The sequence below is a fragment of the Amycolatopsis jejuensis genome (assembly GCF_000717335.1).
Classification (GTDB): Bacteria; Actinomycetota; Actinomycetes; order Mycobacteriales; family Pseudonocardiaceae; genus Amycolatopsis; species Amycolatopsis jejuensis.
Window position 1 is genome coordinate 76232 of sequence record NZ_JNYZ01000037.1, and the last position, 26256, is coordinate 102487.

The 26256-nt window shown below is 70.6% G+C and carries 27 protein-coding genes; 11 read left to right on the top strand and 16 right to left on the bottom strand.

Annotated features, from left to right (window positions below; genetic code table 11):
- Positions 1–44: 44 nt before the first annotated feature.
- The gene (locus tag OO71_RS38035) at positions 45–1010 is read left to right on the top strand and encodes a GNAT family N-acetyltransferase (RefSeq protein WP_033294880.1); all 966 of its coding nucleotides are present in this window, start codon (positions 45–47) and stop codon (positions 1008–1010) included.
- A 9-nt stretch (positions 1011–1019) separates the two neighbouring features.
- Here the strand turns inward: OO71_RS38035 and OO71_RS38040 are convergent, their stop codons facing one another.
- The gene (locus OO71_RS38040; protein WP_033294881.1) at positions 1020–1580 is read right to left on the bottom strand and encodes a TetR/AcrR family transcriptional regulator; all 561 of its coding nucleotides are present in this window, start codon (positions 1578–1580) and stop codon (positions 1020–1022) included.
- 54 nt (positions 1581–1634) lie between these two features.
- Here OO71_RS38040 and OO71_RS38045 point away from each other — a divergent pair, with 54 nt between their 5' ends.
- A complete protein-coding gene (locus tag OO71_RS38045; RefSeq protein WP_156096762.1) occupies positions 1635–2039 on the top strand; it encodes a hypothetical protein in 405 nt (134 codons plus the stop codon).
- A 731-nt stretch (positions 2040–2770) separates the two neighbouring features.
- Here OO71_RS38045 and OO71_RS38050 read toward each other — a convergent pair.
- Entirely contained in the window at positions 2771–3121 is a 351-nt protein-coding gene (locus tag OO71_RS38050) for a VOC family protein (protein ID WP_033294883.1), read from the bottom strand.
- A 180-nt stretch (positions 3122–3301) separates the two neighbouring features.
- On the opposite strand from OO71_RS38050, the gene OO71_RS38055 reads away from it, so the two are divergent.
- Positions 3302–5050, top strand: a complete 1749-nt coding sequence (locus OO71_RS38055; RefSeq protein WP_033294884.1) for a proline--tRNA ligase — start codon at positions 3302–3304, stop codon at positions 5048–5050.
- Positions 5051–5054: 4 nt separating this feature from the next.
- On the top strand, positions 5055–5945 hold the full coding sequence (locus OO71_RS38060) for a DUF8017 domain-containing protein (protein ID WP_033294885.1): 891 nt from the start codon (positions 5055–5057) through the stop codon (positions 5943–5945).
- Here OO71_RS38060 and OO71_RS38065 read toward each other — a convergent pair.
- The 8 genes from OO71_RS38065 to OO71_RS38100 all read right to left on the bottom strand — a co-directional run bounded on the left by OO71_RS38065 (position 5885) and on the right by OO71_RS38100 (position 14077).
- A complete protein-coding gene (locus tag OO71_RS38065) occupies positions 5885–8086 on the bottom strand; it encodes a bifunctional lysylphosphatidylglycerol flippase/synthetase MprF (protein ID WP_156096763.1) in 2202 nt (733 codons plus the stop codon). The genes OO71_RS38060 and OO71_RS38065 overlap by 61 nt on opposite strands.
- A gap of 171 nt (positions 8087–8257) precedes the next feature.
- Positions 8258–8965, bottom strand: coding sequence for an HAD family hydrolase (locus OO71_RS38070; RefSeq protein ID WP_033294886.1), 708 nt, complete (start codon positions 8963–8965; stop codon positions 8258–8260).
- A gap of 21 nt (positions 8966–8986) precedes the next feature.
- A complete protein-coding gene (locus OO71_RS38075) occupies positions 8987–9397 on the bottom strand; it encodes a YjbQ family protein (protein ID WP_033294887.1) in 411 nt (136 codons plus the stop codon).
- 16 nt (positions 9398–9413) lie between these two features.
- Positions 9414–10058, bottom strand: coding sequence for a response regulator (locus OO71_RS38080; protein ID WP_033294888.1), 645 nt, complete (start codon positions 10056–10058; stop codon positions 9414–9416).
- Positions 10059–10067: 9 nt separating this feature from the next.
- A complete protein-coding gene (locus OO71_RS38085) occupies positions 10068–11333 on the bottom strand; it encodes a sensor histidine kinase (RefSeq protein ID WP_033294923.1) in 1266 nt (421 codons plus the stop codon).
- A 335-nt stretch (positions 11334–11668) separates the two neighbouring features.
- Positions 11669–11872 carry a hypothetical protein gene (locus OO71_RS52660; RefSeq protein ID WP_033294889.1) on the bottom strand — a complete coding sequence of 68 codons (204 nt, stop codon included), beginning with the start codon at positions 11870–11872 and terminating at the stop codon, positions 11669–11671.
- A gap of 9 nt (positions 11873–11881) precedes the next feature.
- Positions 11882–12979 carry a fatty acid desaturase family protein gene (locus OO71_RS38095; RefSeq protein ID WP_033294890.1) on the bottom strand — a complete coding sequence of 366 codons (1098 nt, stop codon included), beginning with the start codon at positions 12977–12979 and terminating at the stop codon, positions 11882–11884.
- A gap of 18 nt (positions 12980–12997) precedes the next feature.
- Complete coding sequence (locus tag OO71_RS38100; RefSeq protein ID WP_033294891.1) at positions 12998–14077, bottom strand: ferredoxin reductase; 1080 nt, start codon at positions 14075–14077, stop codon at positions 12998–13000.
- 93 nt (positions 14078–14170) lie between these two features.
- Here OO71_RS38100 and OO71_RS38105 point away from each other — a divergent pair, with 93 nt between their 5' ends.
- Genes OO71_RS38105 through OO71_RS38115 form a run of 3 tightly spaced genes read left to right on the top strand, consistent with a single transcriptional unit; the run spans position 14171 to position 16031 of the window.
- On the top strand, positions 14171–14848 hold the full coding sequence (locus OO71_RS38105) for a TetR family transcriptional regulator (protein ID WP_033294892.1): 678 nt from the start codon (positions 14171–14173) through the stop codon (positions 14846–14848).
- 10 nt (positions 14849–14858) lie between these two features.
- A complete protein-coding gene (locus OO71_RS38110; RefSeq protein WP_033294893.1) occupies positions 14859–15251 on the top strand; it encodes a VOC family protein in 393 nt (130 codons plus the stop codon).
- A gap of 51 nt (positions 15252–15302) precedes the next feature.
- Entirely contained in the window at positions 15303–16031 is a 729-nt protein-coding gene (locus tag OO71_RS38115; protein WP_033294894.1) for a lipoate--protein ligase family protein, read from the top strand.
- A gap of 151 nt (positions 16032–16182) precedes the next feature.
- Here the strand turns inward: OO71_RS38115 and OO71_RS38120 are convergent, their stop codons facing one another.
- The gene (locus tag OO71_RS38120) at positions 16183–17220 is read right to left on the bottom strand and encodes an Lsr2 dimerization domain-containing protein (protein ID WP_051792747.1); all 1038 of its coding nucleotides are present in this window, start codon (positions 17218–17220) and stop codon (positions 16183–16185) included.
- A 146-nt stretch (positions 17221–17366) separates the two neighbouring features.
- Between OO71_RS38120 and OO71_RS38125 the strand changes: the two genes are divergently transcribed.
- Both OO71_RS38125 and OO71_RS38130 read left to right on the top strand, forming a co-directional pair.
- Positions 17367–18761, top strand: a complete 1395-nt coding sequence (locus OO71_RS38125) for a dihydrolipoyl dehydrogenase family protein (protein WP_033294925.1) — start codon at positions 17367–17369, stop codon at positions 18759–18761.
- A 64-nt stretch (positions 18762–18825) separates the two neighbouring features.
- Entirely contained in the window at positions 18826–19398 is a 573-nt protein-coding gene (locus OO71_RS38130) for a TetR/AcrR family transcriptional regulator (RefSeq protein WP_033294895.1), read from the top strand.
- Between the two features lie 7 nt (positions 19399–19405).
- Here the strand turns inward: OO71_RS38130 and OO71_RS38135 are convergent, their stop codons facing one another.
- Positions 19406–21247, bottom strand: a complete 1842-nt coding sequence (locus tag OO71_RS38135) for a hypothetical protein (protein ID WP_033294896.1) — start codon at positions 21245–21247, stop codon at positions 19406–19408.
- A gap of 263 nt (positions 21248–21510) precedes the next feature.
- Here OO71_RS38135 and OO71_RS38140 point away from each other — a divergent pair, with 263 nt between their 5' ends.
- Positions 21511–22014 carry a DUF3145 domain-containing protein gene (locus OO71_RS38140; protein WP_156096764.1) on the top strand — a complete coding sequence of 168 codons (504 nt, stop codon included), beginning with the start codon at positions 21511–21513 and terminating at the stop codon, positions 22012–22014.
- Between the two features lie 23 nt (positions 22015–22037).
- On the top strand, positions 22038–22634 hold the full coding sequence (locus tag OO71_RS38145) for a hypothetical protein (RefSeq protein ID WP_051792749.1): 597 nt from the start codon (positions 22038–22040) through the stop codon (positions 22632–22634).
- Positions 22635–22700: 66 nt separating this feature from the next.
- Here OO71_RS38145 and OO71_RS38150 read toward each other — a convergent pair whose 3' ends face one another.
- From OO71_RS38150 to OO71_RS38165, 4 genes are all read right to left on the bottom strand, one after another.
- The gene (locus OO71_RS38150) at positions 22701–23951 is read right to left on the bottom strand and encodes a beta-ketoacyl-[acyl-carrier-protein] synthase family protein (RefSeq protein WP_033294898.1); all 1251 of its coding nucleotides are present in this window, start codon (positions 23949–23951) and stop codon (positions 22701–22703) included.
- A gap of 61 nt (positions 23952–24012) precedes the next feature.
- Entirely contained in the window at positions 24013–24258 is a 246-nt protein-coding gene (locus tag OO71_RS38155) for an acyl carrier protein (RefSeq protein WP_004559006.1), read from the bottom strand.
- A gap of 73 nt (positions 24259–24331) precedes the next feature.
- A complete protein-coding gene (locus tag OO71_RS38160) occupies positions 24332–25318 on the bottom strand; it encodes a beta-ketoacyl-ACP synthase 3 (RefSeq protein ID WP_033294899.1) in 987 nt (328 codons plus the stop codon).
- Positions 25315–26226 (bottom strand): ACP S-malonyltransferase, encoded by a 912-nt coding sequence (locus OO71_RS38165; RefSeq protein ID WP_281178517.1) that lies wholly within the window; start codon positions 26224–26226, stop codon positions 25315–25317. The genes OO71_RS38160 and OO71_RS38165 overlap by 4 nt, the downstream gene beginning before the upstream one ends.
- Between the last annotated feature and the right edge of the window lie 30 nt (positions 26227–26256).

Sequence of the window (26256 nt, forward strand, 5' to 3'; positions counted from 1 at the left end):
AATCCGGGTGCGGCGGGCGTCTGCTGCTCCCTACGCTGGCCGGTATGGACCTCACCTGGCGCCCGCTCTCGCTCGGCGACGCGGGCGCGCTCGCCCGGCTGTACGCGGCGGCCGAGGCGGTCGACCGGACCGGCGAGAACCACGACGAAAACGACCTGCGGCAGGAGATGTCCGCGCCACTCGTCGACCTGCTTTCGGCGAGCATCGGCGGCTGGGCGGGGGAGCGGCTGGTGAGTTGTGCGGTGGTCGTCCCGCGGGATGCGGCCGACGTCGTGCATCAGCCGCGGGTGGAGTCGGCGACCGATCCGGAGTTTCGCGGTGGTGAGGTCGCCGACCATCTGGCGGAGTGGTTCGTGCGCACGGCGCATCGTGTTCACGAGCGGCATTTCCCGGGTGTTCCGGGGGAGCTGCATGCCGGCGCACACGAGAACGAGCGTTGGTACGCGGCGCTTTTGGACCGTGCCGGGTTCAAGCACGAGCGGACGTTCGTCGAGATGCGCGCGGACCTCGCTGCCCTGCCACCGGCGCCGCCGTTACCCGGCGATTTGGTGCTGATGCCGTACGAACCGCGCTTCGATTCTTGGACGCTGGACGCCCGCAACGCAGCCTTCGCCGGACACTGGGGCAGCACGTGGGTGTCGCCGGAGGTCTGGCAGCACCGGTTCGGCAGCAGCAAGGATTTCCGGCCGGACCTGTCGTTTCTCTTGCTGCCGCCGGAGCGCGACCGGGTGGTGGCGTTCGTGCTGAGCTCGTTCTACGCGGCCGACGCGCTGGCCACGGGGGTGCGGGAGCTGTACGTGAACTACGTCGGCACTCGCGCGGAGGCTCGCGGCCGCGGGTTGGCGTCGGCGCTGCTGGGTCACACGCTTGCGGCCGGGCGGGCGGCCGGTTTCGAGCGCTCGGCGCTGTCGGTGGACGTGGACAACACCCATCGTGCGCTGGCGGTTTATGAGCGGTGCGGGTACGCGGTGGCGGAGCGTGTACACGGTTATGTGTTGCCACTCGGCTGAGTGGCACGGCTATGTGTTGTCGCTCGGCTGAGTGAGCACGCTGCGGACGACGAGTTCGAACACAGCGCGCGCGTCCGGCTCTGCGTGCCGTCCGATGCAGTGCAGGTAAAGGCCTTCGAAACAGGCCGCGATCGCGTCGGCGGCGGTTTTCGGATCGGCCGCACCGAGCCGGACGAGCGCGGGAATGACGAGCCGCTCGAACGTCGCGCGCCCCTGCGCGAGGGCAGCCCGCAACGCCGGATCGTGGCTGGCTTCGACGAGCAGCACCATGCGCGCGGTGGTCATGGTGCGGTTGGGACCGGTGAGGAAATCGAAGGTCCGAACAAGCTCGTCGACGAATTCCTCCGCCGAATCCGGCGCGACGACCGCTTCGGCCGCCATGGGCGATTCCGCCTCGACCATATGCCGCACGACGCCCTCCAAGAGCGCAGCACGGGTACGGAAGTAGTTGGACGTGGAGCCCTTCGGAAGGCCCGCGTGCGCGTCGACGCGCGTGTGGGTGAGCGCCCGCGCCCCACCGGTGCCGAGCAGCTCGACCGCCGCGTCGAGCGCCCGCTCGCGATTGGTCATGCCGCCACTATACTTGTAGTGACTTGACACTATGCTTGTAGTACCTTGATGGATGTGACTCCTCTTCTGGCTTTGGCCGCCTGGATCGCCGGAGCGGCCCTGGGCTTGACGATGCTCGTGGGCTGGCTGCGGTCCGGCAGCCAGCCGCCGCCGCCGTTGCTGTACGTGCACCTGACGAGCGCGGTGGCCGGGTTGGTGCTGTGGATCGTCTACCTGGCGAGCGACCGGCCGGTCGCGCTGGCGTGGGTGGCGTTCGGGCTCCTGTTCGTGATCAACGGTTTGGGCGACACCCTCACCATGCGGCTGTACCGGCAGCGCAGCGGTACGGCAGGCCCGCTGCGAGACATCGGCCGGGCGGGGCTGGCGCAACTCCACCGCCCGAAACCCTTTGTGCACGCCTTTCTCGCGCCGGTGACGTTTGTGTCGGTACTGCTGGCCGCACTGGGAGTGGGGGTGTGATCTGCGGTTGACGGGTGGGTTGGGGTTGGGTTGCGTCGACCAGGCCGACCAGGCCGGGCTGGCCGGGTTGGGCTGGTCGGGCTGGTCGGGTTGATCGGGCTGGGCTGGGCTGGTCGCTTTGGGCTCGGGCCGGGTTGACCAGGCCGGGCTGGGTTGGGTTCATCGGGCCGCGTTGGGCCGGGTCGGTTGGGCTCGGCTGGGTTGACCAGGCCGGGTTGGGTTGGGCCGGGTTGATCGTGCTGGGCCGGGTTGAGTTGATCGGGCTGGGCTGGTCGCGTTGGGCTCGGCCGGGTTGACGCGGCCGGGCTGGGCTGGCTGGTCTTGGGTTGGGCAGGTTGAGCTGGCCGAGCTCAGCTCAGCCGGTACCCACCCGGGCCTGCCGGACTCGGCCTGGCCGAGTCGGACCGGCCAGCCTGGCTCAGCCAGGCCCGTGTCGCCCAGCCGGGCCAGCCGTCCTGCCCGCCCCGGCTCGGGTCAGCCGTCCAAATCCGGCCAGGTCAGCCGTCCCGTCCCGGGCTAGCCGCCCAAACCCGGCCCAGGCCAGTCGTCCCAGAACAGCCGTCCCGCCCCGGCCCGGGTCAGCCGTCCAAATCCGGCCAGGTCAGCCGCCCAAACCCGGCCCAGGCCAGTCGTCCCAGCCCAGCCGTCCCACCTCGGCCCAGCCCAGCCGTCCCGCCCCCGGCTTCGTCCCGTCTCAGCCCGGCCGAAGGCTTCACCCCATCACCCCACCATCAATGGGCCCCCTGGTTGGACACGCAGAACACGTTTCCCTCGGGGTCCTCCAGTACCGTCCACTCGATGCCCGGCTGGGATTGTCTGTCTCGTTCCGTTGCGCCCAGCCCGACCAGCCGCCGGACTTCCGCTTCGCGGTCTGCGGCTCCGAAGTCCACGTGGACGCGGTTCTTTCCCGCGCGGGGTTCCGGGACCTGCTGGAATCCCAATACCGGACCGCCGGTGAGTGGGCGCGTCAGCATGACGAATGCGCCGTAGTCGGCGGCTATCTCCACGCCCAGTGCGGCCGTCCAGAACTCTGCCAGGCTGCGCGGGTCGGTGCAGTCCACGGTGATCATGTTCATCTCCATACCCGCACGCTAATCCCCACCCCTGACAAAAACCGGCCGTAAGGGACTGCAACCGCATTCTCCGCGCGGCGCAGAACGGGTGACGCGCGCAGTCCCCAGGGCCGCGATAACCCGCATGCATCGCGGCCAAGGGGTTGACTACGCTGTGCCCAACGTCTAGGGCAGGGCAGGGAGTCCGCAGTGATCACCAGGATGTCGTCGTTGTTTCTCCGCACGCTGCGTGAGGATCCGGCGGACGCCGAGGTACCCAGCCATCGGCTGCTGGTACGCGCCGGCTACGTCCGCCGGGTCGCGCCGGGTGGTTACTCGTGGCTGCCGCTCGGGCTGCGGGTGCTGCGGCGGGTCGAGCAGATCGTGCGCGAGGAGATGAACGCGATCGGCGCGCAGGAGATCCAGTTCCCCGCGCTGCTGCCCCGCGAACCGTACGAGGTCACCAACCGCTGGACCGAGTACGGCGACACCCTCTTCCGCCTCAAGGACCGCAAGGGCGCCGACTACCTCCTCGGTCCCACGCACGAGGAGCTCTTCGCCCTCACCGTGAAGGGCGAATACAGCTCGTACAAGGACTTCCCGGTCATCCTGTACCAAATCCAGACCAAGTACCGCGACGAGGCGCGCCCCCGCGCGGGCATCCTGCGCGGCCGCGAGTTCGTGATGAAGGACTCCTACTCCTTCGACCTCGACGACGAAGGCCTGGCGACCTCCTACCAAGCCCACCGCGACGCCTACATCAAGCTCTTCGACCGGCTCGGCCTCGAGTACGTGATCGTCGCCGCCACGTCCGGGGCGATGGGCGGGTCCGCGTCGGAGGAGTTCCTCGCCGTCGCGGAAACCGGTGAGGACACCTTCGTGCGCAGCACCGGATCGGGGTATGCGGCGAACGTCGAGGCCGTGGTCACGCCCGTGCCGCCCGCGCGTCCGCTCGACGGCCTGCCCGCCGCGCAGGCGCACCACACCCCGGACACGCCGACCATCGAGACCCTCGTCGCGTTCCTCAACGCCGCCGGGCTCGGCCGCGAGTTCACCGCCGCGGACACACTCAAGAACGTCCTCGTCAAGACGCGTCAGCCGGGCGCGAAGGAATGGCAGCTGCTCGGCATCGGCGTCCCGGGCGATCGCGAGGTGGACTTCAAGCGGCTCGAAGCGTCGCTCGAACCCGCCGAGGTCGAGCTGCTCGACGAGGGCGACTTCGCGAAGAACCCGTTCCTCGTCAAGGGGTACATCGGCCCGAAAGCCTTGCAGGAGAACGGGGTCCGCTACCTCGTCGACCCGCGCGTGGTCGAGGGTACGGCCTGGGTCACCGGTGCCGACGAGCGTGACCACCACGTGGTCGACCTCGTCGCCGGCCGCGATTTCACCCCCGACGGCACCATCGAGGCCGCCGAGGTCCGCGAGGGCGACGCGTCGCCGGACGGCCAGGGCACCCTCGTCGCCGCTCGCGGCATCGAGATCGGGCACATCTTCCAGCTCGGCCGCAAGTACGCCGACGCGTTCGAGGTCGACGCGCTCGGCCCCGACTCCAAGCCGGTCCGCATCACGATGGGCTCCTACGGTGTCGGCGTCTCGCGGCTGGTCGCCGTGCTCGCCGAGCAGAACTTCGACGAGCAGGGCCTGGTCTGGCCGCGTGAGGTGTCGCCGTACGACGTGCACGTGGTCATCGCGGGCAAGGACGACACCGTCCGCGCCGGGGCCGAAAAGCTCGCCGCCGAACTCGACGCGGCCGGGGTCGAGGTCCTCCTCGACGACCGCAAGGCCACTCCGGGTGTCAAGTTCGCCGACGCCGAGCTGGTCGGCGTTCCCACGATCCTCGTGGTCGGCCGCGGGCTCGCCAACGGGCTCGTCGAGGTCAAGGACCGGCGCACCGGCGACCGCGAGGAAATCGCCGTGGACTCGGTGGTCGGGCACCTCGTGAAGCTCGTCCGCGGCTGACCTGGTGTTCGGGCGGAAACGCAAGGACGACAGCGGGTATCAGGACAACGCGGCGCTCAGCGGGTTCGGCGGCTACGAACCCGCTGACGGCGCGAAGCAACCGGACCCGATGCGGCAGCACCTCACCCCGCAGCAGCTCCGCCAGCGCCCGAACCGGAAACGCCCGAACCGCCGCCGTGCCTTGATCATGCTTCCGCTCGCCGCGGTCATCGCGCTGGCCATCGCCTATGCGCGGTCCACCCCGGAACCGAGCAAGCCCGACGACACCCCGAAACCCAGCACCCCGCGTACCTACCAGCCCGAGCCGCGGGTGGTCGTGCCCGCGGTGGTCGACGGCTGGCAGTCCGTGGCGAGCCGAGACGGGTCGTACGCCTACGACGTGCCGCCGTCGTGGCGTCCGGCGCCCACCGTGGTGCACGGCTGGGAACCCGGCGTCACCCTTGCCACCAGCGCATTCCTCGGCAAGGGCAGCTGCCCCGACGACCGCAGCGCAGCCATCGGCGGCGCCGGAGTCATGTCCGAGAAGACCGGCGACGCAACCCAAGCCGCGCGGAAGGCCGTCGCGGACGTCGGTCTCGCCGCGTACACCGGCAAGAACGCGCGGCCCGCACAGGTGACACCCGGTCCGGTCGAGGACGCCGAGGTCCAGCTGGACGGCAAACGCGCGCCGGCCAAGCTCATGGTCGCCGAGGTGACGCCGACCGGGAGCGATCCGTGCCGGCCGCCGAAAGCGCTGGTCGGCGCAATCGCACTGGCGTCCGGCACGAACGCGGTCGTGCTCACTGTTTACTCCGCTCAAGACAACCGCGACGACCTGGTGCGGATCCTGCACAGCTACCGCGGGGTCCCGGCCGCCGACCGTTCCACCTCCACGCCGCCGCCCACCACGCGCTGACGGCGCAACGCGAGCTTCGCGAAGTCCTTCAACCCGGCATTGGGCAGGTACGCGCGCCCGAGCGCGATGCCGATCCGCGGCAGGTCGGCCTCGTCGCGGTAAGTGAGGTACAGCGGTTCGTGCCGCGGCTGGAACTTCGCCTTGAACGCGTGCAGGGAACGGAATCCGTAGTACGGCTCCATCATCGACCCCAGCGCGTCCAGCATCCGGTCGACCATCTGCCGCGGCCCGCTGTTGCTGCTGCGCACCAGCGGCGCCCCGGAAAGGGACACGAACTTCGCACCCTCCTCGCGGAACGCGAGGCACGCCGACGCGATCAGGAACTCCATCACCGGACGGAATCCGTGTGCACTACGGCGCATCACGTCGAGCGTCCATCCGCCGACCTCGCCCGCGCCGGTGTGCACCGGCAGCCAGGACGTGACGCCGTGCACCGTGCCGTCGGCGTCGACGGCGAGCCCGACCCGCGTCGCCGGGTCCATCGCCTGGTCCACGCCGCCGAGCGTGAAGCCCATCTCCGGCAGGCCCTTGTCGCCGATCCATTCCTGCGACAGCGCTCGCACCTGCTCGCGGATCGCCTGCGGCTGCTCGGCGAGCCGTACCAGGCGGAACTCGATGCCGTCCTTCTTCGCCCGGTTCAGCGCGGTCCGCACGTCCTGCCACGCCTTGCCGCGGAACTCGAGATTTTCCAGGTCCACCAACGTGTCCTCGGCGACCTGGACCTGCTGCCAGCCCATCTCCCCGGTCTGCCGGGTGGTCGCCGACGTCGCCGAGAACACGCACGGCACGAGCCCGTTGTTCTCGCACATCGTCGCGAACTCCCGCAGCGTGCGGGCCCCGGACCCGTCCGGCGCCACCGGATCGCCGAGCGCGACCGCCACCCCGGCGTGCCGCTGGTACGCGAGGTACGACGCGCCGTCGGACGCGATGAAGTAGGTGTTGTGCGGCCAGGTCGTCATCCACGAGATCGTGCTGCCGCCGTTGCGGCCAAGGAGAAGCCGGGCGAACGCCGGGTCAGGGCCACCGCGGAAAAGCTTGCGGCGACGGCGTCGCGACGGTACGCGGAACGCGCGGCGGGCGCAGATCAGCAGCACCAGCTCGACCATCCACAAGAGATTGTCCACGATGAACAGCGGCGGCCCGCTGAGGTCGTAGTCCGCGTGGAACAGCCGCGTGATCGCGAAAAGCCCGGCCAGGATGGCCATCTGCGACGCCGCGAACACGCACAGCGCGATCGCGCACCGCCACGCGAAGCGGGACCCACGGCGCAATCCGTTGAGCAACGGCACCGCCACCACGCAAAGCGGGATGAGTTCGACGCCGGACAGGGAAATCTCCTTGGACGAGCCGAACGGCCCATCACCCGGGATCAGCGACATCACCATTTCGGCGACCACGAGCAGCACCAGCCCGGCACATCCGAGCAGCCGCCATTCGCGCAGCGACGGCCGGTTCGCGTTCCGCGCCGCAGGTCCGGCGAGCCAGCGACCCAGCGGCAATGCGAGCGCGAGAGCGAAGAAGTGCACGAGATCGGCGAGCGTGCCGACGTACACGATGGCGACACCCGCGTACACCACCAGGAGCGCGCGTACGCGCAGCCGCCACGGTGTACGCAGTGTCGCGCTGGCGACAGCGATTGCGGCGAGTGCGCCGCCGGAGAAACCGACGTCGAGCGTCCCGGCAATGCGGTCCGCCCATGCCCAGCCGGAATTCCGGCACAGCTGGAGGAACTGGGTCGCGACGATCGTCGGCACCAGCTGCCCGCCGATCGTCACCACCATCGCGCGACGGGTGCCGAGCTGCCATTCGGCGAACCCGGCCAGCAGCGCGAAACCGCCCGCCATCGGCAGGTAGAACCACGGCCGCAACGCGTAGAACGGGCCGGTGAGCAGCGTCCACCAGCGGCCGTTCTCCATCGACGGGAGCCCGTAGGCGAACTGGTGGAACGTGGCCTGGTGTTCGGCGGCGTGCCAGAGCGAACCGGTCGCGACCCCCACGACCATGATCGCGAGGAAGACAGTGGTCGTGAACGGTAGCCGGTGCCACAGCACGGCGAACCGCCCGAGCGACCAGCCGGCCGCCCGCCCGTTTCCCCCCGTGCCTGCACCGTCGGCGGTCTTCGCCGGCGTTGCAATCGTCATGCTGAGAGTCTGGCGGGGAAATCTCAGGAGGACATCGGCCGACGGACCGACTTCACCCCTAAGGGACTGCTACCCCAGACGGACCCGACCCTGGTCTCAAGGCTGATGTCGAAGCGCTGACCTGCGCAAACGTCGTGCCGACGAGCCCGGGACCCGAACGGGTGAACCTGGCTACCCGCCCAGTACCGCCGTGCGGACCGCGGCCAAGTCGGCCAGATCCGGCAGCACCGTGTGCGCGCCCGCGTCGGCGAGCTGTCCGGCAGAGTACCGGCCCGTGGCGACGGCCACCGCGACGGCCCCGTGGTCCAGCGCGGCCTCCACGTCGTTCGGGGTATCGCCGATGACCACCACCGCCTCGGCAGGGAACGACGTGCCGTGTTTCGCGGCAGCGGCGTCGACGGCGTGCGGGACGAGATCGGGCCGATGCGCCGACAGCGATCCGTAGCCGCCGATCTCCAGGTCAAGGTGCTCTTCGAGACCGAACGCGGCGAGCTTGTGCAGCGAGATCTCCGGCAGGTTTCCGGTGACGAGGGTCTGGACGACACCGTCGTGCCCGGCGAAGTCGGCGAGTGCGGCCGCGGCTCCGTCGAGGGCCCGGCCCTCGTCCCGCAGCCTGGTCCCGGCGCGTTCGGCGAGCGCGATCAGCTCCTGCCACAGCCGCTGGATCGTCTCTTCGTCGGGCTTGATTCCGTGCAGCGCAAGGACATCGGTGGTGATTGCGCGCTCGGTGCGCCCGCCGAAGTCCGGGTGGGTGTGCAGCTGCGTGCCGGTGGCCGAGGCGAGCGCGGCGGCGTACCAGCTGCTGCCGATCCCGGTGTAGTCGACGAGCGTGTGGTCGATGTCCCAGAGCACCAGCCGGTGCGTGCGTGTGGCCGTCACGTCCGCGATGCTACGGCGGGATCAGCCGGTGAGGTAGCTGAACCGGACTTTGCGGACCGGGTTGTCGACGTTGGTGTCCACCAGGCAAACCGACTGCCAGGTGCCGAGCAGCAGCACCCCGCCGAGCACCGGGACGGTCGCATACGGCGGCACCAGCGCAGGAAGGACGTGGTCGCGGCCGTGCCCGTGGCTGCCGTGCCGATGGCGCCAGCGGTCGTCGCGGGGGAGCAGGTCGTCGAGCACGGCGAGGAGGTCGTCGTCGCTGCCGGCGCCGGTTTCGAGGATCGCGAGCCCGGCCGTGGCATGCGGGACCCACACGTGCAGGAGGCCGTCGGTGGCATCGGCAGCCCGCAGGAACGCCTCGGCCTCGTGGGTGAGGTCGTGGACGACCGCCGTGCTGCCGGTGTGCACCTCGATCTCGGTGGAGTACATGGGGTCAGCGTAGGTGTCACGAATCGAGGTACCGGAGGACGGCGAGCACGCGCCGGTTGTGCCCCTCCGACGGCGGCAGGCCGAGCTTGCCGAAGATGCTCGTCACGTACTTCTCCACGGAGCCTGCGGACAGGTACGTCTCGGCCGCGATCGCGGAGTTCGACCGGCCTTGCGCCATCAGGTCGAGCACCTCGCGTTCCCGTGGCGTCAGCTCAGCGAGCGGACCGGCCTGCCCGGTCGTCGCGAACAGCTGCCGGACGACCTCCGGGTCGAGCACCGTCTCGCCGGCGGCGACGCGTTCCAGCGCGGTGAGGAAGTCCGACACCTCGGCGACGCGGTCCTTCAGCAGGTACCCGACGGCGCCTGCTTCGCCGGCGAGCAGCTGTTTCGCGAAGGTGGTCTCGATGTATTGGGAGAACACGAGAATCGCGCAGCCGGGCAGCTCGGCCCGCAGGTCGATGGCCGCACGCAGGCCTTCGTCGGTGTGCGTCGGCGGCATCCGGATGTCCACAATGGACACTTCAGGCCGGTGTTCCCGCACTGCAGTGCGAAGATCGCCCGCGTTCTTCACTGCCGCGACCACCTCGTGTCCGCGCAGGTTCAGCAGTTCGGCCAGGCCATGGCGCAGAATGGCGGTGTCCTCCGCGATCACGATCCGCACGGTTCCCCCTCAATCCGGCAGCGGCAGCACAGCCGTGACGACTGTAGGACCACCGGCCGGACTCGACACGATCAGCTCGCCGTCCACCGGACGCAGCCGTTCCACGATCCCGGCGAGCCCGCCGCCGGGAACGAGCACGGCGCCACCCGGGCCGCGGTCGGCGACGGTGAGCCGGAGCTTGTTGTGGTGGTCGTCGATGCGGACCTCGCATTGCCCGGTGCCGTGTTTGGACGCGTTGGTCATGAGTTCGGCGGCGGCGAAGTACAGGATCGTCTCCAGCGCCGGGGGCGGACGGCGGCTCAGCTGCACGTCGACGTCCGCCCGGGTGGAACTGGCCAATGTGGACAGTGCGAGGCCGAGCCCGTTGCCGAGCGCGGCCGGGTGGATGCCGCGGGCGAGGTCGCGGAGTTCGAGGAGCGCCTGTTTGGCATTGCCGTGCGCAGCGTCGACGAGCAGGCGAACCTGGTCGAGGTCGACGGTCTCGGTGCCGAGTTCTTCTTTCGCCAGGCCGAGTTTCATCGCCATCGCGACAAGCTGGGCCTGCGCACCGTCGTGCAGGTCGCGCTCGATGCGGCGAAGCCGTTCGGCAGCGTCGTCGAGCGCGGTCGCCCGGGTTTCTTCGAGGTACCGCACGCGCTCGCGCAATCCCGGATCGACGACCAGCGCGCGCAGCAACAGCCGATCCACCCCGGCGAACGCATGCACGAACCCAGGCAGCGCAACGAGCACGACGGCACCGGTCGCGCACCACACGACCGTACCCAGCCAGGTCTCACTCTGGATGGCGAACATCGGTAGCTCACGAGCAGGCTGGATGATCCAGGTGACGGGATAAGTGACGGCGGCAGCACCGTAGACCGCAAGCGCGCCGCACGTCACCAGCCCGAGCAGCCCGACCGGCAGCCGCACCAGCAGATACGCAACCGACCGCCAAGCCGCGCGATCACCGAGCCGCGCCACGAACCAGCTCCCGAGCCCACCCTTGACCGTGACGGGTTCCGGCCGCGGTATCTGCAACCCGAGCAGCACCCCGGCCAGCCGCCGATGCATCCCGCCGACCGCGCGAGCGCCGCGCAACACCCCGATCAGGACCGGAAACCCGACGAGCACCGGCGCAAGCACCAGCCCGGCAACCGTCCCGGCAATGAGCAGCAGCACGACCACCGGCGCGAGAACCCCGGTAACCAGGATCCAGGCCCCCTCACCGACCCCTTGGCGAGTGGACGGAGGCCAGAGCCGCCGCGGAAAGGCGCCACCAGCCGGACTCAATCTCACCCCCACGAGTCTGCCGCGCCACCGCAGCCGCGGCCACCGGGCAGCCCCCCCGCCCACCCCGGGGGAAACCCCCCAAGTCCGTGAAGGGAACCATGAGGGAATCAGATTCCGTGATGGTTCCCTTCACGGACTTCCCCCACCACCCCACCGCAGCCGACGCACCCACCGGCACCGGGCACCCAGCCCCCGCCCTGCACCCCGATCCGAAGCCAAAACACGGTCTGAGGGGGCTTGTCAAGGCATCTTTCCCGCCTTGACAAGCCCCCTCAGACCGTCGTCACAATCCAGCTTCGGGGTGCCCCCGCAACGCTCCGAGCCAGGGCACCTTCCCAGCGCTACACGTCAGCGTCCGGGGAATCCTCCCGAGCCCGCCGAGCCGCCTCACGCATTTCGATCACATCCGTGAACCACTCCCCGGTCTCACGAGCGATATCACGAACCGCGCCAGTGATAATCGTAGCGATATTGCCGATATGAGCAGCCGCGGACTCCGTCAGCTCCTGCACGGTGTCCTTGCCACTTTCGAATGGGCCGACCATGGGATTCCCTCAAGCCGCTCGCAGTTGCCGTTCCGCCTCCACCGTAGCGGGCCTCGGAAGCGCCAGCCGGACGATCTTCCTCGCCACCGACAACAGCTGCCGGTGCAGCGGCCCGGTGTGGTACGGCAGCCCGTACCGCTCGCAGATTTCCCGCACCTCCGCCGCGATCTGCGGGTAGCGGCGCGCCGGCAGGTCCGGGAACAGATGGTGCTCGATCTGGTGCGACAGGTTCCCGGAAAGAACGTGGAACAGCGGTCCGCCGGTGATGTTCGCCGAGCCGAGGATCTGGCGCAGGTACCACTGCCCGCGCGACTCGTCCGCGGTTTCTTCCTCGGTGAAACTCTCGACGTCCGCCGGGAAATGTCCGCAGAAGATGATCGCGAACGCCCACAGGTTGCGGACCAGGTTCGCGCTCGCGTTGCCCAGCAGCGTCAACGGCGCGAGCGGCCCGGTGAGCAGCGGAAACAGCACGTAGTCCTTACCGACCTGACGCGCCGCCTTCCGCACGATCCGGCGCAGCACCGGCACGTTCTCCGCCCACGTCCGCTCACCCTTCACCACCCGGTCGATCTCCAGGTCGTGCAGCATCACGCCCCATTGGAACAGCAGCGCGAGGAGCGTCGCGTACACCGGATTGCCGAGGTAGTACGGATGCCACTTCTGCGCCTCGTCCATCCGCAGGATTCCGTAGCCGACGTCGCGATCCTTGTCGACGATGTTGGTGTACGTGTGGTGGATGTAGTTGTGCGAATGCCGCCAGTTCTCCGCGGGCGCCACGGTGTCCCATTCGAACCGCTGCGAGCTGAGCTCCGGGATGCGGGTCCAGTCGTACTGGCCGTGCATCACGTTGTGGCCGATCTCCATGTTGTCGAGGATTTTCGCGGCCGACAGCGCCGCGACACCGGCCAGCCACGCGGGCGGCAGGAACCCGGCGAACAGCAGGCCGCGGCCGGTCACCTCCAGTGCACGCTGGGTCTTGATGATCGTGCGGACATACGCGAGGTCGTCCTCGCCGAGGTCGTCGACGATCCGCTGGCGCAGCGCGTCGAGCTCGCGGCCGAATTCCTCGACCTGCGCGGGGGTCAGGCGGTCCTGAAGACCGGTCATGATCGTTTCCTCCGAAGGTCAGACGTCGATTTCCACGTCCCCGGCAGGGACGCTGATGCAGAGCTGGATCTCCTCGTTCTCCTCGCCGGAGATCTCGCCGGTGCGCGCGTTGCGGACGCGGCCGGCGGTCTTGACCTGCGTGCAGGAGAAGCAGATCCCCATCCGGCAGCCGTGTTCGGGAGACAGTCCCGCGTCCTCGGCCTGTTCCAGCAGCGGCTTGCCGGTGTTGGCGCACTCCCGGCCGCTGCGGGCGAACCGCACCCGGCCCTCGGCCGCCGCGGTGTCGGACGGCAACGGCGGCGCGGTGAATTCTTCGGTGTGCAGGTGTGCACTCAACCCTTCATGGCCGAACAGTTCCCGCGCGGCGGCCATGAGTGGTGGCGGGCCGCACAGGAACGTTTCGGCCTCGCGGAACCACGGCGCGGCCTGCTCGAGATGCTCGCGGGAGAACCGGCCGTGCAGATCGCCATCGCGGGAACGGGTGTGTGCGCGGACCACCCGGAGCCCGGGATGCCGGGCTGCCAGGTCGGCGAGTTCGGTGCGGTACAGCGTGTCCGCGGGAGTGTTCGAGTAGTGCAGGAACACGATCTCGCCCGGATGTCGTTCGGCCACGAGCGTGCGGACCATCGCGAGCACGGGCGTGATCCCGCTGCCGCCGCTCACCAGGACGATCCGGTCCGGGCGCGGCGACGGCAGGGTGAATTCACCGTCGGCCGGGGAAAGCCCGACCACCGTGCCCGCCGTGACGTCCTGAAGATGCCGGGACACGAGCCCGTCGGCCCTCACGGTGAACTCCAGGTCGGCGCTGCTTTGTGCCGCGCACGGCGAGTAGCAGCGGGTCCGGCGCACACCGTCGATTTCCACCTGCAGCCGCACGTATTGCCCGGCGCGGAATCCCGTCCAGGCGCGACTCGGCTGCACGGTGAACGTGACGGTGCCCGGCGTCTGGTGCCGCATCGCGGTGACGCGGCCGCGGATTTCCCGCCGCACCAGCATCGGGTCGACGAGTTCGAGGTACCGGTCCGCGCCGTGCGGGGTGAGCAGCGCCTCGGCGAGCGAGACGAGCCCGCGCACGCGGCGCGGCAGCAATGCGGTCATCACCCCTCCAGAAGTTTGAGTGCACAGTCGTACACTGACTAGTGTGGGGGTAAGCCAGGGGTGGCTGTCAACGCGGGAGCGAGGTGATGTGACGTGGGCCATGCGACGAGCGCCAGTACGCTGCTCGACGTGTCCGCAGCCGAGGAGCCGGCCGGTCCGGTGAGCCGGCAGGAACGCAAGCAGCGCACGCGTCAGGCGTTGCTCGACGCGGCGCTGGACCTGCTCGCCGACCGTAGTTTCGCGAGCCTGTCGCTGCGTGAAGTCGCCAAGGGCGCCGGAATCGTGCCGACGGCGTTTTACCGGCATTTCTCCTCGATGGAGGAGCTGGGCGTGGCGCTGGTCGAGGAGACCACGCGTACGTTGCGCGGCATGCTCCGCGGCGCGCGTACCGAGCAGAACGGGTACGGCGGCATGATCCGGGCTTCGGTGCACACGCTGCATCGGCACGTCCGCGCGCACGAGGACCACTTCCGGTTCGTCACGCGCGAGCGCTACGCCGGTCCCGGCACAGTGTCGCGCGCGATCGCGGTAGAGCTGCGGATGTTCTCCAGCGACCTGGCCCTCGACCTGGCCCGCTTCGACCCGTTGCGCACCTGGCCCACCGAGGACCTGCACCTGCTCGCCGACCTCATCGTCACCGCGATGCTCGGTACGGTCGCCGAACTGCTCGACACCCGGCCCGGCGACACCGCCGCCGACAAGCGCACGCTGGCCGCCGCGGAGAAACGGCTGCGGATGATCCTGCTCGGCGTGCCGCACTGGCGCCCGTAGCGTAGGGGGCATGGCGTTTCTGCAGCTGACGGCGATCATCGTCGACGACTACGACGAGGCCATCGCCTTCTTCACCGAGGCACTGGGGTTCGAGCTCGCTGAGGACTCGCCCTCGCGGACCAACGACGGCCGTCCCAAACGCTGGGTGGTCGTCCGCCCACCGGGCGGGGAGACCGGCCTCCTCCTCGCGCGCGCCGACGGCGACCGGCAGGCCGGCGCGGTCGGCGACCAGCACGCGGGTCGCGTCGGGTTCTTCCTGCGGGTCGACGATTTCGCGGCGAGCTACGAGCGGATGCGGGCCGCCGGGGTCGAGTTCCTCGGCGAGCCGCGGACCGAGCCGTACGGGCAGGTAGTCGTGTTCCGGGACATCGCAGGCAACCGCTGGGATCTCCTCGGTTCGTGAGCTTGTTCTACGATCCTGGGTGGACTTTCCGGAGCGTGGAGGAACTCGACGGTGATGACTGGCTCGGACGTGCGCGCGGAATTCACCGATCCGGCCGCGAACCTCGCCTTCGACGAGGCCCTGCTGCGCGAGGGACCGCAGGAGCCGCTGGTGTGGCTGTGGCGGAATCCGGTGTGCGTGGTGGTCGGCCGGGGCCAGAAGATCGCGCGCGAGGTACGGGCCGCGGAATGCGCGCGCGACGGCGTCCCGGTGCTGCGACGAGCCAGCGGCGGCGGCACGGTGTTCCACGACCCGGGCAACCTCAACGTGACCCTCGTCGTCCCAGGACGCGCAGACCGTCCGCTCGAGCTGCTCGGCCAGGTGATGTCCGCGGCGGTGGAGAAACTCGGCCTACCCGCCCGCATTGGCGACCGCGGAATCTTCGTGGGCGACGCGAAACTGTGTGGCTTCGCGGTGTTTCGCACCAAGGATGTCCTGCTGGCGCATTCGACCCTGCTGGTAGACACCGACGCCGCCCGCGTCGGCGCCTACCTCACCGGCCCGCCGCCGGACCCGAAACCGCTGGACTCGCACCGAAGCAAGGTCGCGTCCCTGGCCGACCACGGGGTCCATCCGGCGCCGGACGAGGTGGAGAACACGGTCCGCACGGCGGCGGCGACGCTGCTCGGCCCGCTGACGCCCCGCCCCCCGACCCCGGGCGAACTGGCCCGCCAGCGGACATTGCTGCGGAGCCGGTACGACTACCCGGAGTGGCACGCGGAAGGCCGACAGCGGGATTGACGGTTCCCCTGGCGAGCGCCGGATTCCAGGCTCAGTTACCCGGCTGGATCCGGGACTGAGGTGCCCGCGCCGGTTCCCGGCTCGGTTACTCCGCCGCCGAGTTCAGCAGCCAGGCCCGGCGTCGGCCCCGGCTGCCGAACTCGCGCCGGACTCAGTTTTCCGAGGACGAGAACAGCACCTGCGGCACATTGCTGGCCGCCGCGCGGCGCGGTTTCGCCGGTGCCGCAGCGGTACCGGTCGGCGACGAGGCCGCGGACTGGGCCGGAGCGCCTTTGCCGGTGGCCGCTGGGCCGGTATTGGCAGTCGTTGCCGGAGCGGCTTTGCCGGTGGCTGCCGGGCTGGTTTTGGTGGGCGCGGGTTTGCCATTGGCTGCCGGGTTGGCTTTGGTGGGCGCGGGTTTGCCGGTGGCCGCCGGAGTGGTTTTCGCTGCTGTCGCGGGGGTCTTGGCTGCCGCTGGCTTGGCCGGGGCGGTCTTGCCGGTCGCCCGGTCTGCGATTGCGGCGGTGGCGGTGGTCGCGGTGCCCTTACGGGCAGACTTCACCGTCGACTTCGCCGCGCGGGTTGTTCCGGCGACCTTGGCCGTCGCGGTCTTCGCCGACGCCGTTTTAGCTGCCGCCTTGGTCGCCCGGCTCTTGGCCGCGGTGCTCTTGACCGGCCCGCTCTTGGCTGCCGAGCCCTTGTCTGCGGAGTCCTTGGCCGCGGAGCTCTTGGCTGCCGAGCCTTTGGACCCGCTCTTCGACGCCGAGCGCCCGGCCGTAGCGCTCTTTCCCGCCGAACTCTTCGCCGCCGAACCCGGCACCGAGCCCGCCACCGAGGTCTTCACCGCCGCGCTCGTGCCCGCCGACTTGCCCCCGCGCGCCGATCCGGCCACCTTCGCCACCCGGCCGGTGCCAGCAGTCTTCTTCCCCGTTGCCTTACCGGCAGCGGATTTCCCGCTCTTCGCCGCTCCGCCGCCCTTGGCCGCAACGGATTTCCCTGCGGCCCCGGCGATGAGGCGGGGGCGCTGTTTCCGCCCGCCCACCCGGCGGCCCGCCGACGCGTACCGTTCGAGCAAGCGCCGGAGTGCGGTGGCGCTCCGGCTGGTGAGGTCGATGTCGTACTGGACGCCGTCCAGGGCGAACGCGACGGTTTCCGCCGCGCGGCCGCCGGTCAGGTCGTCCAGGACGGGGGCAGCGGTGTTCCTGGTCATGGAGCCTCCCGTGCTCGATCGTGGTCGTGCGTGCAACCGGCACGGCGACGACCCGGGAAATCCCGGTGCCGCCGAGGTCTTCGCAGCTCGCCTACGACAATAGCGGCTGGCTTGCGCGAAGCTGCGCGGTGGTGTGCGCTGTGTCCATGGCAGGACTGACTTTCGACGTCGTGGTGATCGGGGCGGGACCCGTCGGCGAGGTGGCGGCCCAGCGGGCGGCCCAGGGTGGCCTGAAGGTGGCGCTGGTCGAACACGAACTGTTCGGCGGGGAATGTTCCTATTGGGCGTGCATCCCGAGCAAGGCCTTGCTACGCCCCGGAAACCTGCTCGCCGCGGCCCAGCGGATGCCCGGCGTGCCGATCGGCGACAAGCTCGACGCGGCCGAAGTGCTCGCCCGCCGCGACTGGTTCACCGGCCGGGGCGACGACACCGGCCAGGTCGAATGGGCGCGCGGTGCGGGGATCGAACCCGTGCGTGGTCATGGCCGGATCACCGGTGAGCGCGAGGTCACGCTTGACGACGGCCGCGTGTTCACCGCGGCCCACGCGGTGATCGTGTGCACCGGCAGCGTGCCGCGGACGCCGCCGATTCCCGGGCTGGACACGATCCGGCCGTGGGGGTCGCGGGAGGCGACGTCGGCGTCCGAGGTGCCGGGGCGGCTCGGCGTGCTCGGCGGCGGGGTGGTCGGCGTCGAGATGGCGCAGGCGTGGGCGCGGCTCGGGGCACAGGTGGACTTCGTGATCAGCGGCGAGCGCCCGCTGCCCAAGCTGCCGGGCTTCGTCGGCGACCTGGTGCTCGACGGGCTGCGCGAGGCAGGGGTGCGGGCGCACGTCTCGTCCGGGCTGCGTGAAGTGTCCGTTGTGGACGGTGGGACCGCGCTGAAGCTGGCCGGTGGCGAGGAGGTCGTGGTCGACGAGCTGCTGGTGGCCACCGGGCGCGCCCCGGCGACCGGCGACGTCGGGCTCGACGTGCTCGGCCTGCCCACCGACCGTCCGCTCGAGGTGGACGAAAGCGGCCGGGCGCCTGCCGTCGAGGGTGGCTGGCTGTACGCGGCGGGTGACGTCACCGGTCGTGCTTTGCTGACCCACCAGGGGAAATACGGTGCGCGCGTCGCCGGGGACGCGGTCGCCGCCCGGGCCCGCGGCGAGGAGATCCCGACCGGGCCGTGGAGCCACTACAGCGCCACCGCCGACCATCACGCCGTACCGCAGGTGGTGTTCACCGATCCGGAGGTGACGTCGGTCGGGCTCACCGAGGCACGCGCCGGATCCGCGGACCGCGTGGTGGACATCGACATCGCGGTCGCCGGTTCGTCACTGCACGCCGACGGGTACACCGGCAAGGCGCGGATGGTCGTCGACACCGAGCGCGGGGTGGTGCTCGGGGTGACGTTCGTCGGCCAGGACGTCGCGGAACTGCTGCATTCGGCCACGATCGCGGTGGTCGGCGAGGTGCCGCTCGACCGGCTGTGGCACGCGGTCCCGGCGTTCCCGACGATCAGCGAGGTGTGGCTGCGGCTGCTGGAGGAGTACGGCCTCTGACGGCGTTCGGTGGGACGGTGCCACTTGGTTGGTCGTACCACCTTCGGGTGTTAGCGTCGGGACCATGACCGGTGCCCCAGTGCCGGGCCGGCGGGAACGCAAGAAAGCGGCCACCCGCCAGGCCCTGGCCGACGCCGCCCTGCGCATGTTCCTCGACCGCGGCTACGACCAGGTGACCGTACGCGAAATCGCAGACGCGGCCGACGTCTCCACCACCACCCTGATGAAGCACTTTCCCACCAAGGAAGCGCTCGTCTTCGACCGCGAGCCGGACGTGGAGGAAGCGCTCGTCGCCGCCGTCCGCGACCGTCCGGCGGGCACCTCGGTGCTGGCCGCGCTGCGCGAGTACGCACGGGAGCAGGCGAAGTTCCGGTCCGGGACGGAGATCGCCGAGTTCCGGACGCTGGTCCGCGGCACCCCGGCGCTGCACGACTACTGGCACAAGATGTGGATGGGCCACGAACACACGCTGAGCCGTGCGATCGCTTCCGCGGCCGGCGCGCCGGAGAACGACCCGAAGTGTGCCGCGATCGCGCATTTCGCCCTCGAAGCCGCCGTGCTGGCCGACGGCGCCGAGGATCCGTACGGGGTCCTCGATGCCGCGTTCGACATCCTGGAGAACGGCTGGCCGAACTGACCTGGAATCAGGCGGGCAGTTCGAGATCGAGAGCACCCTTGGCCGCGCGGGCAAGGCCGGGATCGTCCGGAGTGGACGGTCCGGACTGCCACACCGCCTGCACGAGCCGCACCCCGTTGCCGTCGGCTTTGCTGGCGTACGCGGCGCCGTCGAACTTGGGCGCGGCGGCGGGCCACTTGCCGGTCTCGGTGGCGACGTCGAGGATCCCGCCGCCGCCTGGGGTGTCCGCGATTTCCTTGAGGTGACCTGCCTGTGCCGCGTCGGGAAACTCGACGACCGCGACGGTCACCGCAGCGGCCCGCCCGTCGACGAGCGCGGTGTAGCTCGCGCGGCGGACTCCGGAGCAGCTGGTCTGCTGGAGGCTCGCCTGGACGTCCCCGAATGCATGCGAGGCGCATCGCTGATCGGCGCTGCTCGCCCGGGGTTCGAAGGTGAGGCTGGGGGCTGGGGGTGCGGTGGAGGTCGCGCTGGTGACCGGTGCGGCCGATGGGGTGCTGGCGGGCGGTGGTGTTGCGGTGTCGCTGTTCCCGCTGCCGCTGGTCGCCACGACGATTGCCGCTACCACCAGGACGACCAGCAGGACGATTGCCCCGAGCGGGACCCATTTGACCGTCCGGGACGGGGGTTTGCCGGGTTCTGCGGGGGGTGGGACTGCGACGGCCACGGTCTGCGGACGTGGCTGGGTCGGCGCGGCTGCCGGGGGGCGTGGCTGTTCGGGCCCGGTAGCTGCCGGCGGCCGGGCGGGGGAGGGCATCTTCTCGGTGGGGGAATCCGCAGGGAACTCGGTGGACTCGGTGGGGGCTTCGGAAAGGGCGTCGTCGGAGGTGGGGACCTCCGGGCGGGGAGGGCGCACCGAGATGATCTGCGGCTTGGGTGGTGAGGGAGGTGGGGAAAAGACCTCCTCCGGGGACCGGGGGGAAGGCGCGGTGCCGGGGGAGGCCGGGGTGCTGGTTTCGGGAGTAGCGGCTTGCGATTGCGCGGTGTCCGCGGACGCGGGCAGGGGAGTAGCAGCGGAGGCGGGAGTAGCGGCTTGCGATTGCGCGGTGTCCGCGGACCCGGGCAGGGGAACAGGAGCGCCCGGAGGGGCGGCAGGAGTGACGACAGTGCCCGTGCTGCGAGTACCCGAAGGTGCGGCGGGCGGCGGCGAAGTGGTGGTCTCAGCGGCTTGGCCGGTCGTGCGGCCGTTGGCAGCGCCGGTCGAGGCGGCGGAACCCCCGAAGCCCGCCCCGCCGGGAACAGGCGTGTCATCCGCGAACCGGACGAACCCCTCTCCCCGCAGCACCTCCTCCGACAGCGCCGGTGCCTCCGGAGCCAGCGCCGCGATGAGGGCCCGGGCCTGGTCCACCGACCGGGGGTGCCGCGCGGTCGCCAGGGAGACCGTGGCCGCGAGCATCGTGGTCGGGGTCGGGTGCAGGACCCGGACCGGACCGGCAAGGTCTCCCGGTGGCTGGTCCACCGTCTCGACGTACGGCCCTACCGCCACGATCGTCCCCACCGGGCCGCCGCCCAGTTCCGCCACGCGGCGTTCGCATTCCTGGGACAGGTCGAGTGCCTCGGTCGCCGGGTTGACTGCCTCGTCGCCGTGGACGAGCGGCCACCCGTCGGCCTTCCACGGGCCGCTCAGGGGCGCTTCCAGGTGCAGGGCCGGGTCGGGCAGGTCGACGCCGATCACGATCAGCACGCCCGTCGGCAGCACGACCACTGCTTCCACCGGGCGGTCGCCGGTGGGGCGGGCGCCGACCAGCGCGACGCCGCCGATCACGGTGCTCCCCCGGCCGAGGGAGGCGAGCGCGGCCCGCACGTCCTCCGCGACGCGCGAGGGCTGCTGCCCGAGGCGGACCAGTCGCACCGAAATCTCCTCAATCCTCACCGTTTCCGGTGCCCCACGCTAGCGTGCCGGACCGCCGTGACCGTGCTCCGTGCCTGCGCGTCGGCGTGCCTCACCACAACGGGCGTTCCGGTGCGACTTGTGGTGTTCATGTGGCCAAACAGCACGGTTGGGGTGCAGAATGTGCTACACAGGTCGGGACTGCCGTGGAGGCCGGGCAGCCTGCGCAGGTTCGGAGAGGTCGTAGGGGAAGACGTCCCTCGTCGAACAAGCGGAGGTCAGCAGTGAGCACCCGTGGCAGCACCCGAGGTGTGGTGTACGTCCACTCGTCGCCGTCTGCGGTGTGTCCGCACGTCGAGTGGGCTATTTCGGGCACCCTCGGTGCCCGTGTCGAGCTGAAGTGGACGGCCCAGCCGGCCAGTCCGGGCCAGCTCCGCGCCGAATGCGGCTGGAGCGCGCCCGCGGGAACCGGCGGAAAGCTGGCCTCGGCGCTCAAGGCGTGGCCGATGGTGCGCTTCGAGATCACCGAGGAACCCAGCGCGGGCGTCGACGGCGAGCGGTTCTGTTATGCCCCCGGCCTCGGCCTGTGGCATGGCCGCACCAGCGCGAACGGCGACATCGTGGTGGGCGAGGACCAGCTGCGCGCGCTCGTGAGCATGACCCGCGGGGGGGAGACGCTCGCGCACAAGCTCGACGAGCTGCTCGCGGCCGCGTGGGACGAGGCACTCGAGCCGTACCGGCACGCGGGCGACGGCGCCCCGGTCACCTGGCTGCACCAGGTCGGCTGAGCCGGGCCGGTACCCTCACCCGGGTGAGCGTTCAACCGGCCCCGCCGTCTCGCCAGCGGTGGCTGATCCCCGTGCTCGTGGTGGTGCTGTCCGTCACCGTCGCCGGGGGTCTGCTCGCGCGGGAGCTCTACCGCCGCCCCGACCAGCCGGACCCCGGAGGCGGCACCGTGGCGCCGTCCACCACGAACGACGGCGTACCTCGTGAACTGCCCGGCCCGGGCCGCGTCGAGGTCACGGCGGACGCCGCGGGCCACCCCGACGGCAACACCGTCCGTGAGGTGCTGCAGAGCTACTTCGACGCGGTGAACAGCAAGGACTACCGCGCCTGGACGACGACGGTCAGCGAAGAGCGGCGCAGCAAGATGCCGGAAAGCCGCTGGCGCCACGACTTCCAGTCCACCAAGGACGGCACCATCACGGTGTACCGCATCGAGCCCGGCGCCCAGAGCACGCTGCGGGTGCTCGTGCGGTTCATCAGCACCCAGTCCCTGGACGAGGCCCCGCCGGACTTCAAGCAGCCGTGCATCCGCTGGAACCTGATGCTGCCGCTGAAGTTCGAACAGGGCCAGTACCGGATCGACGTCACCGACGGTGCGTCCGCACTGCGCGCCAAGTGCTGAAAGCCGTGAAGGGAACCATCACGGAATCAGATTCCGTCATGGTTCCCTTCACGGACTTGAAGCGGATCAGACCGCCGGCGTGAACAGCAGCGCGGTGTTGTGGCCGCCGAAGCCGAACGAGTTGCTGATCGCCGCGGCGAGCTCGACCTTGCGGTTCTCCCCGGACACCACGTCGAGCTGCACCTTCGGGTCCTGGTCGGTGAGGTTCCGCGTGGCGGGCACGACCCCTTCGTAGATCGCCAGGATCGTCGCGATGCCTTCCACCGCGCCTGCCCCGCCCACGAGGTGCCCCAGTGCGCCCTTCGGCGCGGTGACCACCGGGTGTTCCCCGATCGCCGACCGGATTGCGGCCGCCTCGCCGATGTCACCGACCACAGTGGACGTCGCGTGCGCGTTCACGTGCCCGATGTCCGACGGCGACAACCCCGCCATCGTCATCGCGGCCCGCATCGCCGCGATCTGCCCGATGCCCTCGGGGTGGTTGCCGGTGATGTGGTACGCGTCGGACGTGATGCCGTACCCGGACAGCGTCGCGTAGATCCGCGCGCCGCGGGCCTTCGCCCGGTCCGCCCGCTCCAGCACGACGACGCCGGAGCCCTCCCCGAGCACGAAGCCGTCGCGGTTCACGTCGAACGGACGGGACGCGGCGGCCGGGTCGTCGTTGCGCGTGGACACCGTACGGGCCTGGGCGAACCCGGCGACGGTGATCGGGTGGATGCACGCCTCGGCGCCACCCGCGACCACCACGTCGGCCCGTCCGGACCGGATCATCTCGAACCCGTTCGCGATGCCCTCGGCGCCGGACGCGCACGCCGAAGCAGGCGAATGCACCCCGGCCCGTGCCTTGAGGTCGATGCCCACGTGCGCGGCGGGACCGTTCGGCATCAGCATCGGGACGGTCAGCGGCGACACCTTGCGAAGACCCTGCTGGTGCAACAGGTCGTTCTGGCTCAGCAGCGTGACCGGACCGCCGATCCCGGTGCCGATGGAGACGCCGAGACGTTCCGGCTCGACGTCGGAATGCTCGTCGGTCGGCTCGGTGAACCCGGCGTCGGCCCATGCCTGGCGGGCGGCGATCAGCGCCACCTGCTCGCACCGGTCGAGCCGCCGGGCCTGCACCCGCGGCAGGATGTCGGTGGGCTCGACGGCGAGCTGCGCCGCGATCCGCACCGGCAGCCCCAGCTCCGCGGGCCAGTCCGCGGCGATGGTGCGGATGCCGCTGCGGCCGGACAGCAGACCGTCCCAGGTGGACGCGACGTCACCGCCCAGCGGCGTGGTCGCCCCCATGCCGGTGATCACGACGTCGATGTTGCTCATGGGAGTCTCCCCAAGGTCGCTCCGGACCGGGGGCCTGCCCCGGTCCGGGTTCGAAGCGGGCTTACTTCGAGTTGGCGGACACGTAGTTCACCGCGTCGCCCACGGTCTTCAGGTTGGCCAGCTCGTCGTCCGGGATCTTGACGCCGAACTTGTCCTCGGCCTGCACGGCGATCTCGACCATCGACAGCGAGTCGATGTCGAGGTCGTCCACGAACGACTTCTCGGCGGTGACGTCGTCCTGAGCCACCCCGGCCACCTCTTCGACGATCTCGGCGAGGCCGGCGAGGATCTCAGCGTTGTCAGCCATCGGTGTTGTTCCCTTCTCGGTTCTTCTGTCGGGTTCCCCTCGCGGGCCCGGTGCCCGCGGGAGAAGTATTCACTCAGGGCAGGACGAACGCCTGCGCGGCATAGGAAAGACCGGCTCCGAAACCGACCGCCAGCACCACGTCTCCGCTTTTCGCGGTGCCGGACTTGCGCATGTGGTCCAGCGCCATCGGTATCGAGGCCGACGAGGTGTTGCCCGAGTACTTGATGTCGTCGGCGACCACCAGGTCCTCACGTGCCCCGCTGGCACGCAGTTTCCTGGCGATCGATTCGACGATCCGGAGGTTCGCCTGGTGCGGCACCAGGACGTCCACATCGGACGGCTGCAGCCCGGCCGCTTCGAGCGCCCGCAACGCGATCGGTGCGATCTGCGTGGTCGCCCAGCGGAAAACCGACTGGCCCTCCTGATAGATGTATTTGTGGTCGCGCATGTAGATCAGGTCGACGAGGTCGCCCGCGCTGCCCCACACCACCGGCCCGATGCCCGGCTCGTCCGCCGCGCCGACCACTGCCGCGCCCGCACCGTCGGCGAAGATGATCGCGTTCGCGCGGTCGGTGTGGTCGATCGCGTCGGTGAGCTTCTCGGCGCCGATCACGAGGACCTGCTTCGCCGAGCCCGCGCGGATCAGGTCGGAGGCGACGCCGAGGCCGTAGCAGAATCCGGCGCACGCGGCGTTGAGGTCGAAGGCGCCGGGGCTCGGGATGCCGATCCGCGCGGCGACCTGGGCCGCCGCGTTCGGGATCTGCGACGGCATCGTGCAGTTGGGCAGGATCAGGGTGTCGACGTCGGCCGGTGCCACGCCCGCGTCGGCCAGCGCCGCGGTGCCTGCCGCGACCGCGAAGTCGACCAGCAGCTCGTCCTTCTCGCCGAACCGGCGCTCGACGATGCCGACGCGGTCGCGGATCCACTGGTCGTTGGTGTCCATGACCTGGGACAGGTCGTCGTTCGTGACGACCTTGTCCGGCTGGTGGCTGCCGAAGCCGAGGATGCGGGTGGCGGCCGCGCCGGTGGTCTGGCGCAGGCTGGGGCGGGCGGCGGTCACTGGGCGTCCTCCTCGCGCAGCGCCGCCAGCTCGGCAGGCGACTTGAGCGCGGTGGTAGTGGTGACGACGCCCTTGAGCTGCCGCTTGACCAGTCCGGTCAGGGTGCCCGCGGGCGCGAGTTCGACAGTGGCGTCCACGCCGAGGGCGGCGAGCCCGTCCATGGTGAGGTCCCAGCGGACCGGGCGGGTGACCTGGGCGACGAGCCGCCGCAGGTACTCCGCGCCGCCGGTGACGACCTGACCGTCGGCATTGGACAGCAGCGGGCGCACCGGGTCGGCCGGGGTGAGGCCGGCGGCGTGCTCCCGCAGTGCGTCTTCCGCGGGTGCCATGTAGTGCGTGTGGAAGGCGCCGGCCACCTTGAGCGCACGGATCTTCGTGCCCGCCAGGGGTTCGGCGACGATCTGCTCGATCGCGGCGGCGGAGCCGGAGGCGACGATCTGCCCGGCGCCGTTGCGGTTCGCGGCGGCGAGGCCGCGGCTTTCGAGCCAGGCGGTGACCTCGTCGGGGTCACCGAGCATCACGGCGGCCATCGACGTCGGCTCGAGCGCGCACGCCTTGGCCATCTCGGCACCGCGGACGGCGGCCAGCGCCACGGCGTCGGCGGGGGAGAGCACCCCGGCGATCGCGGCCGCGGCCAGCTCGCCCACGGAGTGCCCGGCGACCGGCGCGTCGGCGGGCACCGGCAGGTGCTCGAAGGACAGCAGGGACAGCGCGACGATGAGCGGCTGTGCGACGGCGGTGTCCTGGATCTCCTCGGCTTCGGCCTCCGTGCCGAGCCGGAGCAGGTCGAGCCCGGCGCGGGCGGACCACTCCTCGACGCGCGCGCGGGCGCCGTCGAGCTCGAGCCACGGGGTGAGCATGCCGGGGGCCTGGGAACCCTGGCCGGGCGAGAGGACTGCAACTGTCACAGTGTCTATGAGACCACGGGACGGGCCCGG

Coding starts and splice junctions, on each gene's coding strand:
- OO71_RS38035 (WP_033294880.1), top strand. CDS start 45: ATGGACCTCACCTGGCGCCCGCTCTCGCTCGGCGACGCGGGCGCGCTC.
- OO71_RS38040 (WP_033294881.1), bottom strand. CDS start 1,580: ATGACCAATCGCGAGCGGGCGCTCGACGCGGCGGTCGAGCTGCTCGGC.
- OO71_RS38050 (WP_033294883.1), bottom strand. CDS start 3,121: ATGGAGATGAACATGATCACCGTGGACTGCACCGACCCGCGCAGCCTG.
- OO71_RS38065 (WP_156096763.1), bottom strand. CDS start 8,086: ATGACGATTGCAACGCCGGCGAAGACCGCCGACGGTGCAGGCACGGGG.
- OO71_RS38075 (WP_033294887.1), bottom strand. CDS start 9,397: ATGTACTCCACCGAGATCGAGGTGCACACCGGCAGCACGGCGGTCGTC.
- OO71_RS52660 (WP_033294889.1), bottom strand. CDS start 11,872: ATGGTCGGCCCATTCGAAAGTGGCAAGGACACCGTGCAGGAGCTGACG.
- OO71_RS38095 (WP_033294890.1), bottom strand. CDS start 12,979: ATGACCGGTCTTCAGGACCGCCTGACCCCCGCGCAGGTCGAGGAATTC.
- OO71_RS38100 (WP_033294891.1), bottom strand. CDS start 14,077: ATGACCGCATTGCTGCCGCGCCGCGTGCGCGGGCTCGTCTCGCTCGCC.
- OO71_RS38110 (WP_033294893.1), top strand. CDS start 14,859: ATGGCGTTTCTGCAGCTGACGGCGATCATCGTCGACGACTACGACGAG.
- OO71_RS38120 (WP_051792747.1), bottom strand. CDS start 17,220: ATGACCAGGAACACCGCTGCCCCCGTCCTGGACGACCTGACCGGCGGC.
- OO71_RS38125 (WP_033294925.1), top strand. CDS start 17,367: ATGGCAGGACTGACTTTCGACGTCGTGGTGATCGGGGCGGGACCCGTC.
- OO71_RS38130 (WP_033294895.1), top strand. CDS start 18,826: ATGACCGGTGCCCCAGTGCCGGGCCGGCGGGAACGCAAGAAAGCGGCC.
- OO71_RS38150 (WP_033294898.1), bottom strand. CDS start 23,951: ATGAGCAACATCGACGTCGTGATCACCGGCATGGGGGCGACCACGCCG.
- OO71_RS38155 (WP_004559006.1), bottom strand. CDS start 24,258: ATGGCTGACAACGCTGAGATCCTCGCCGGCCTCGCCGAGATCGTCGAA.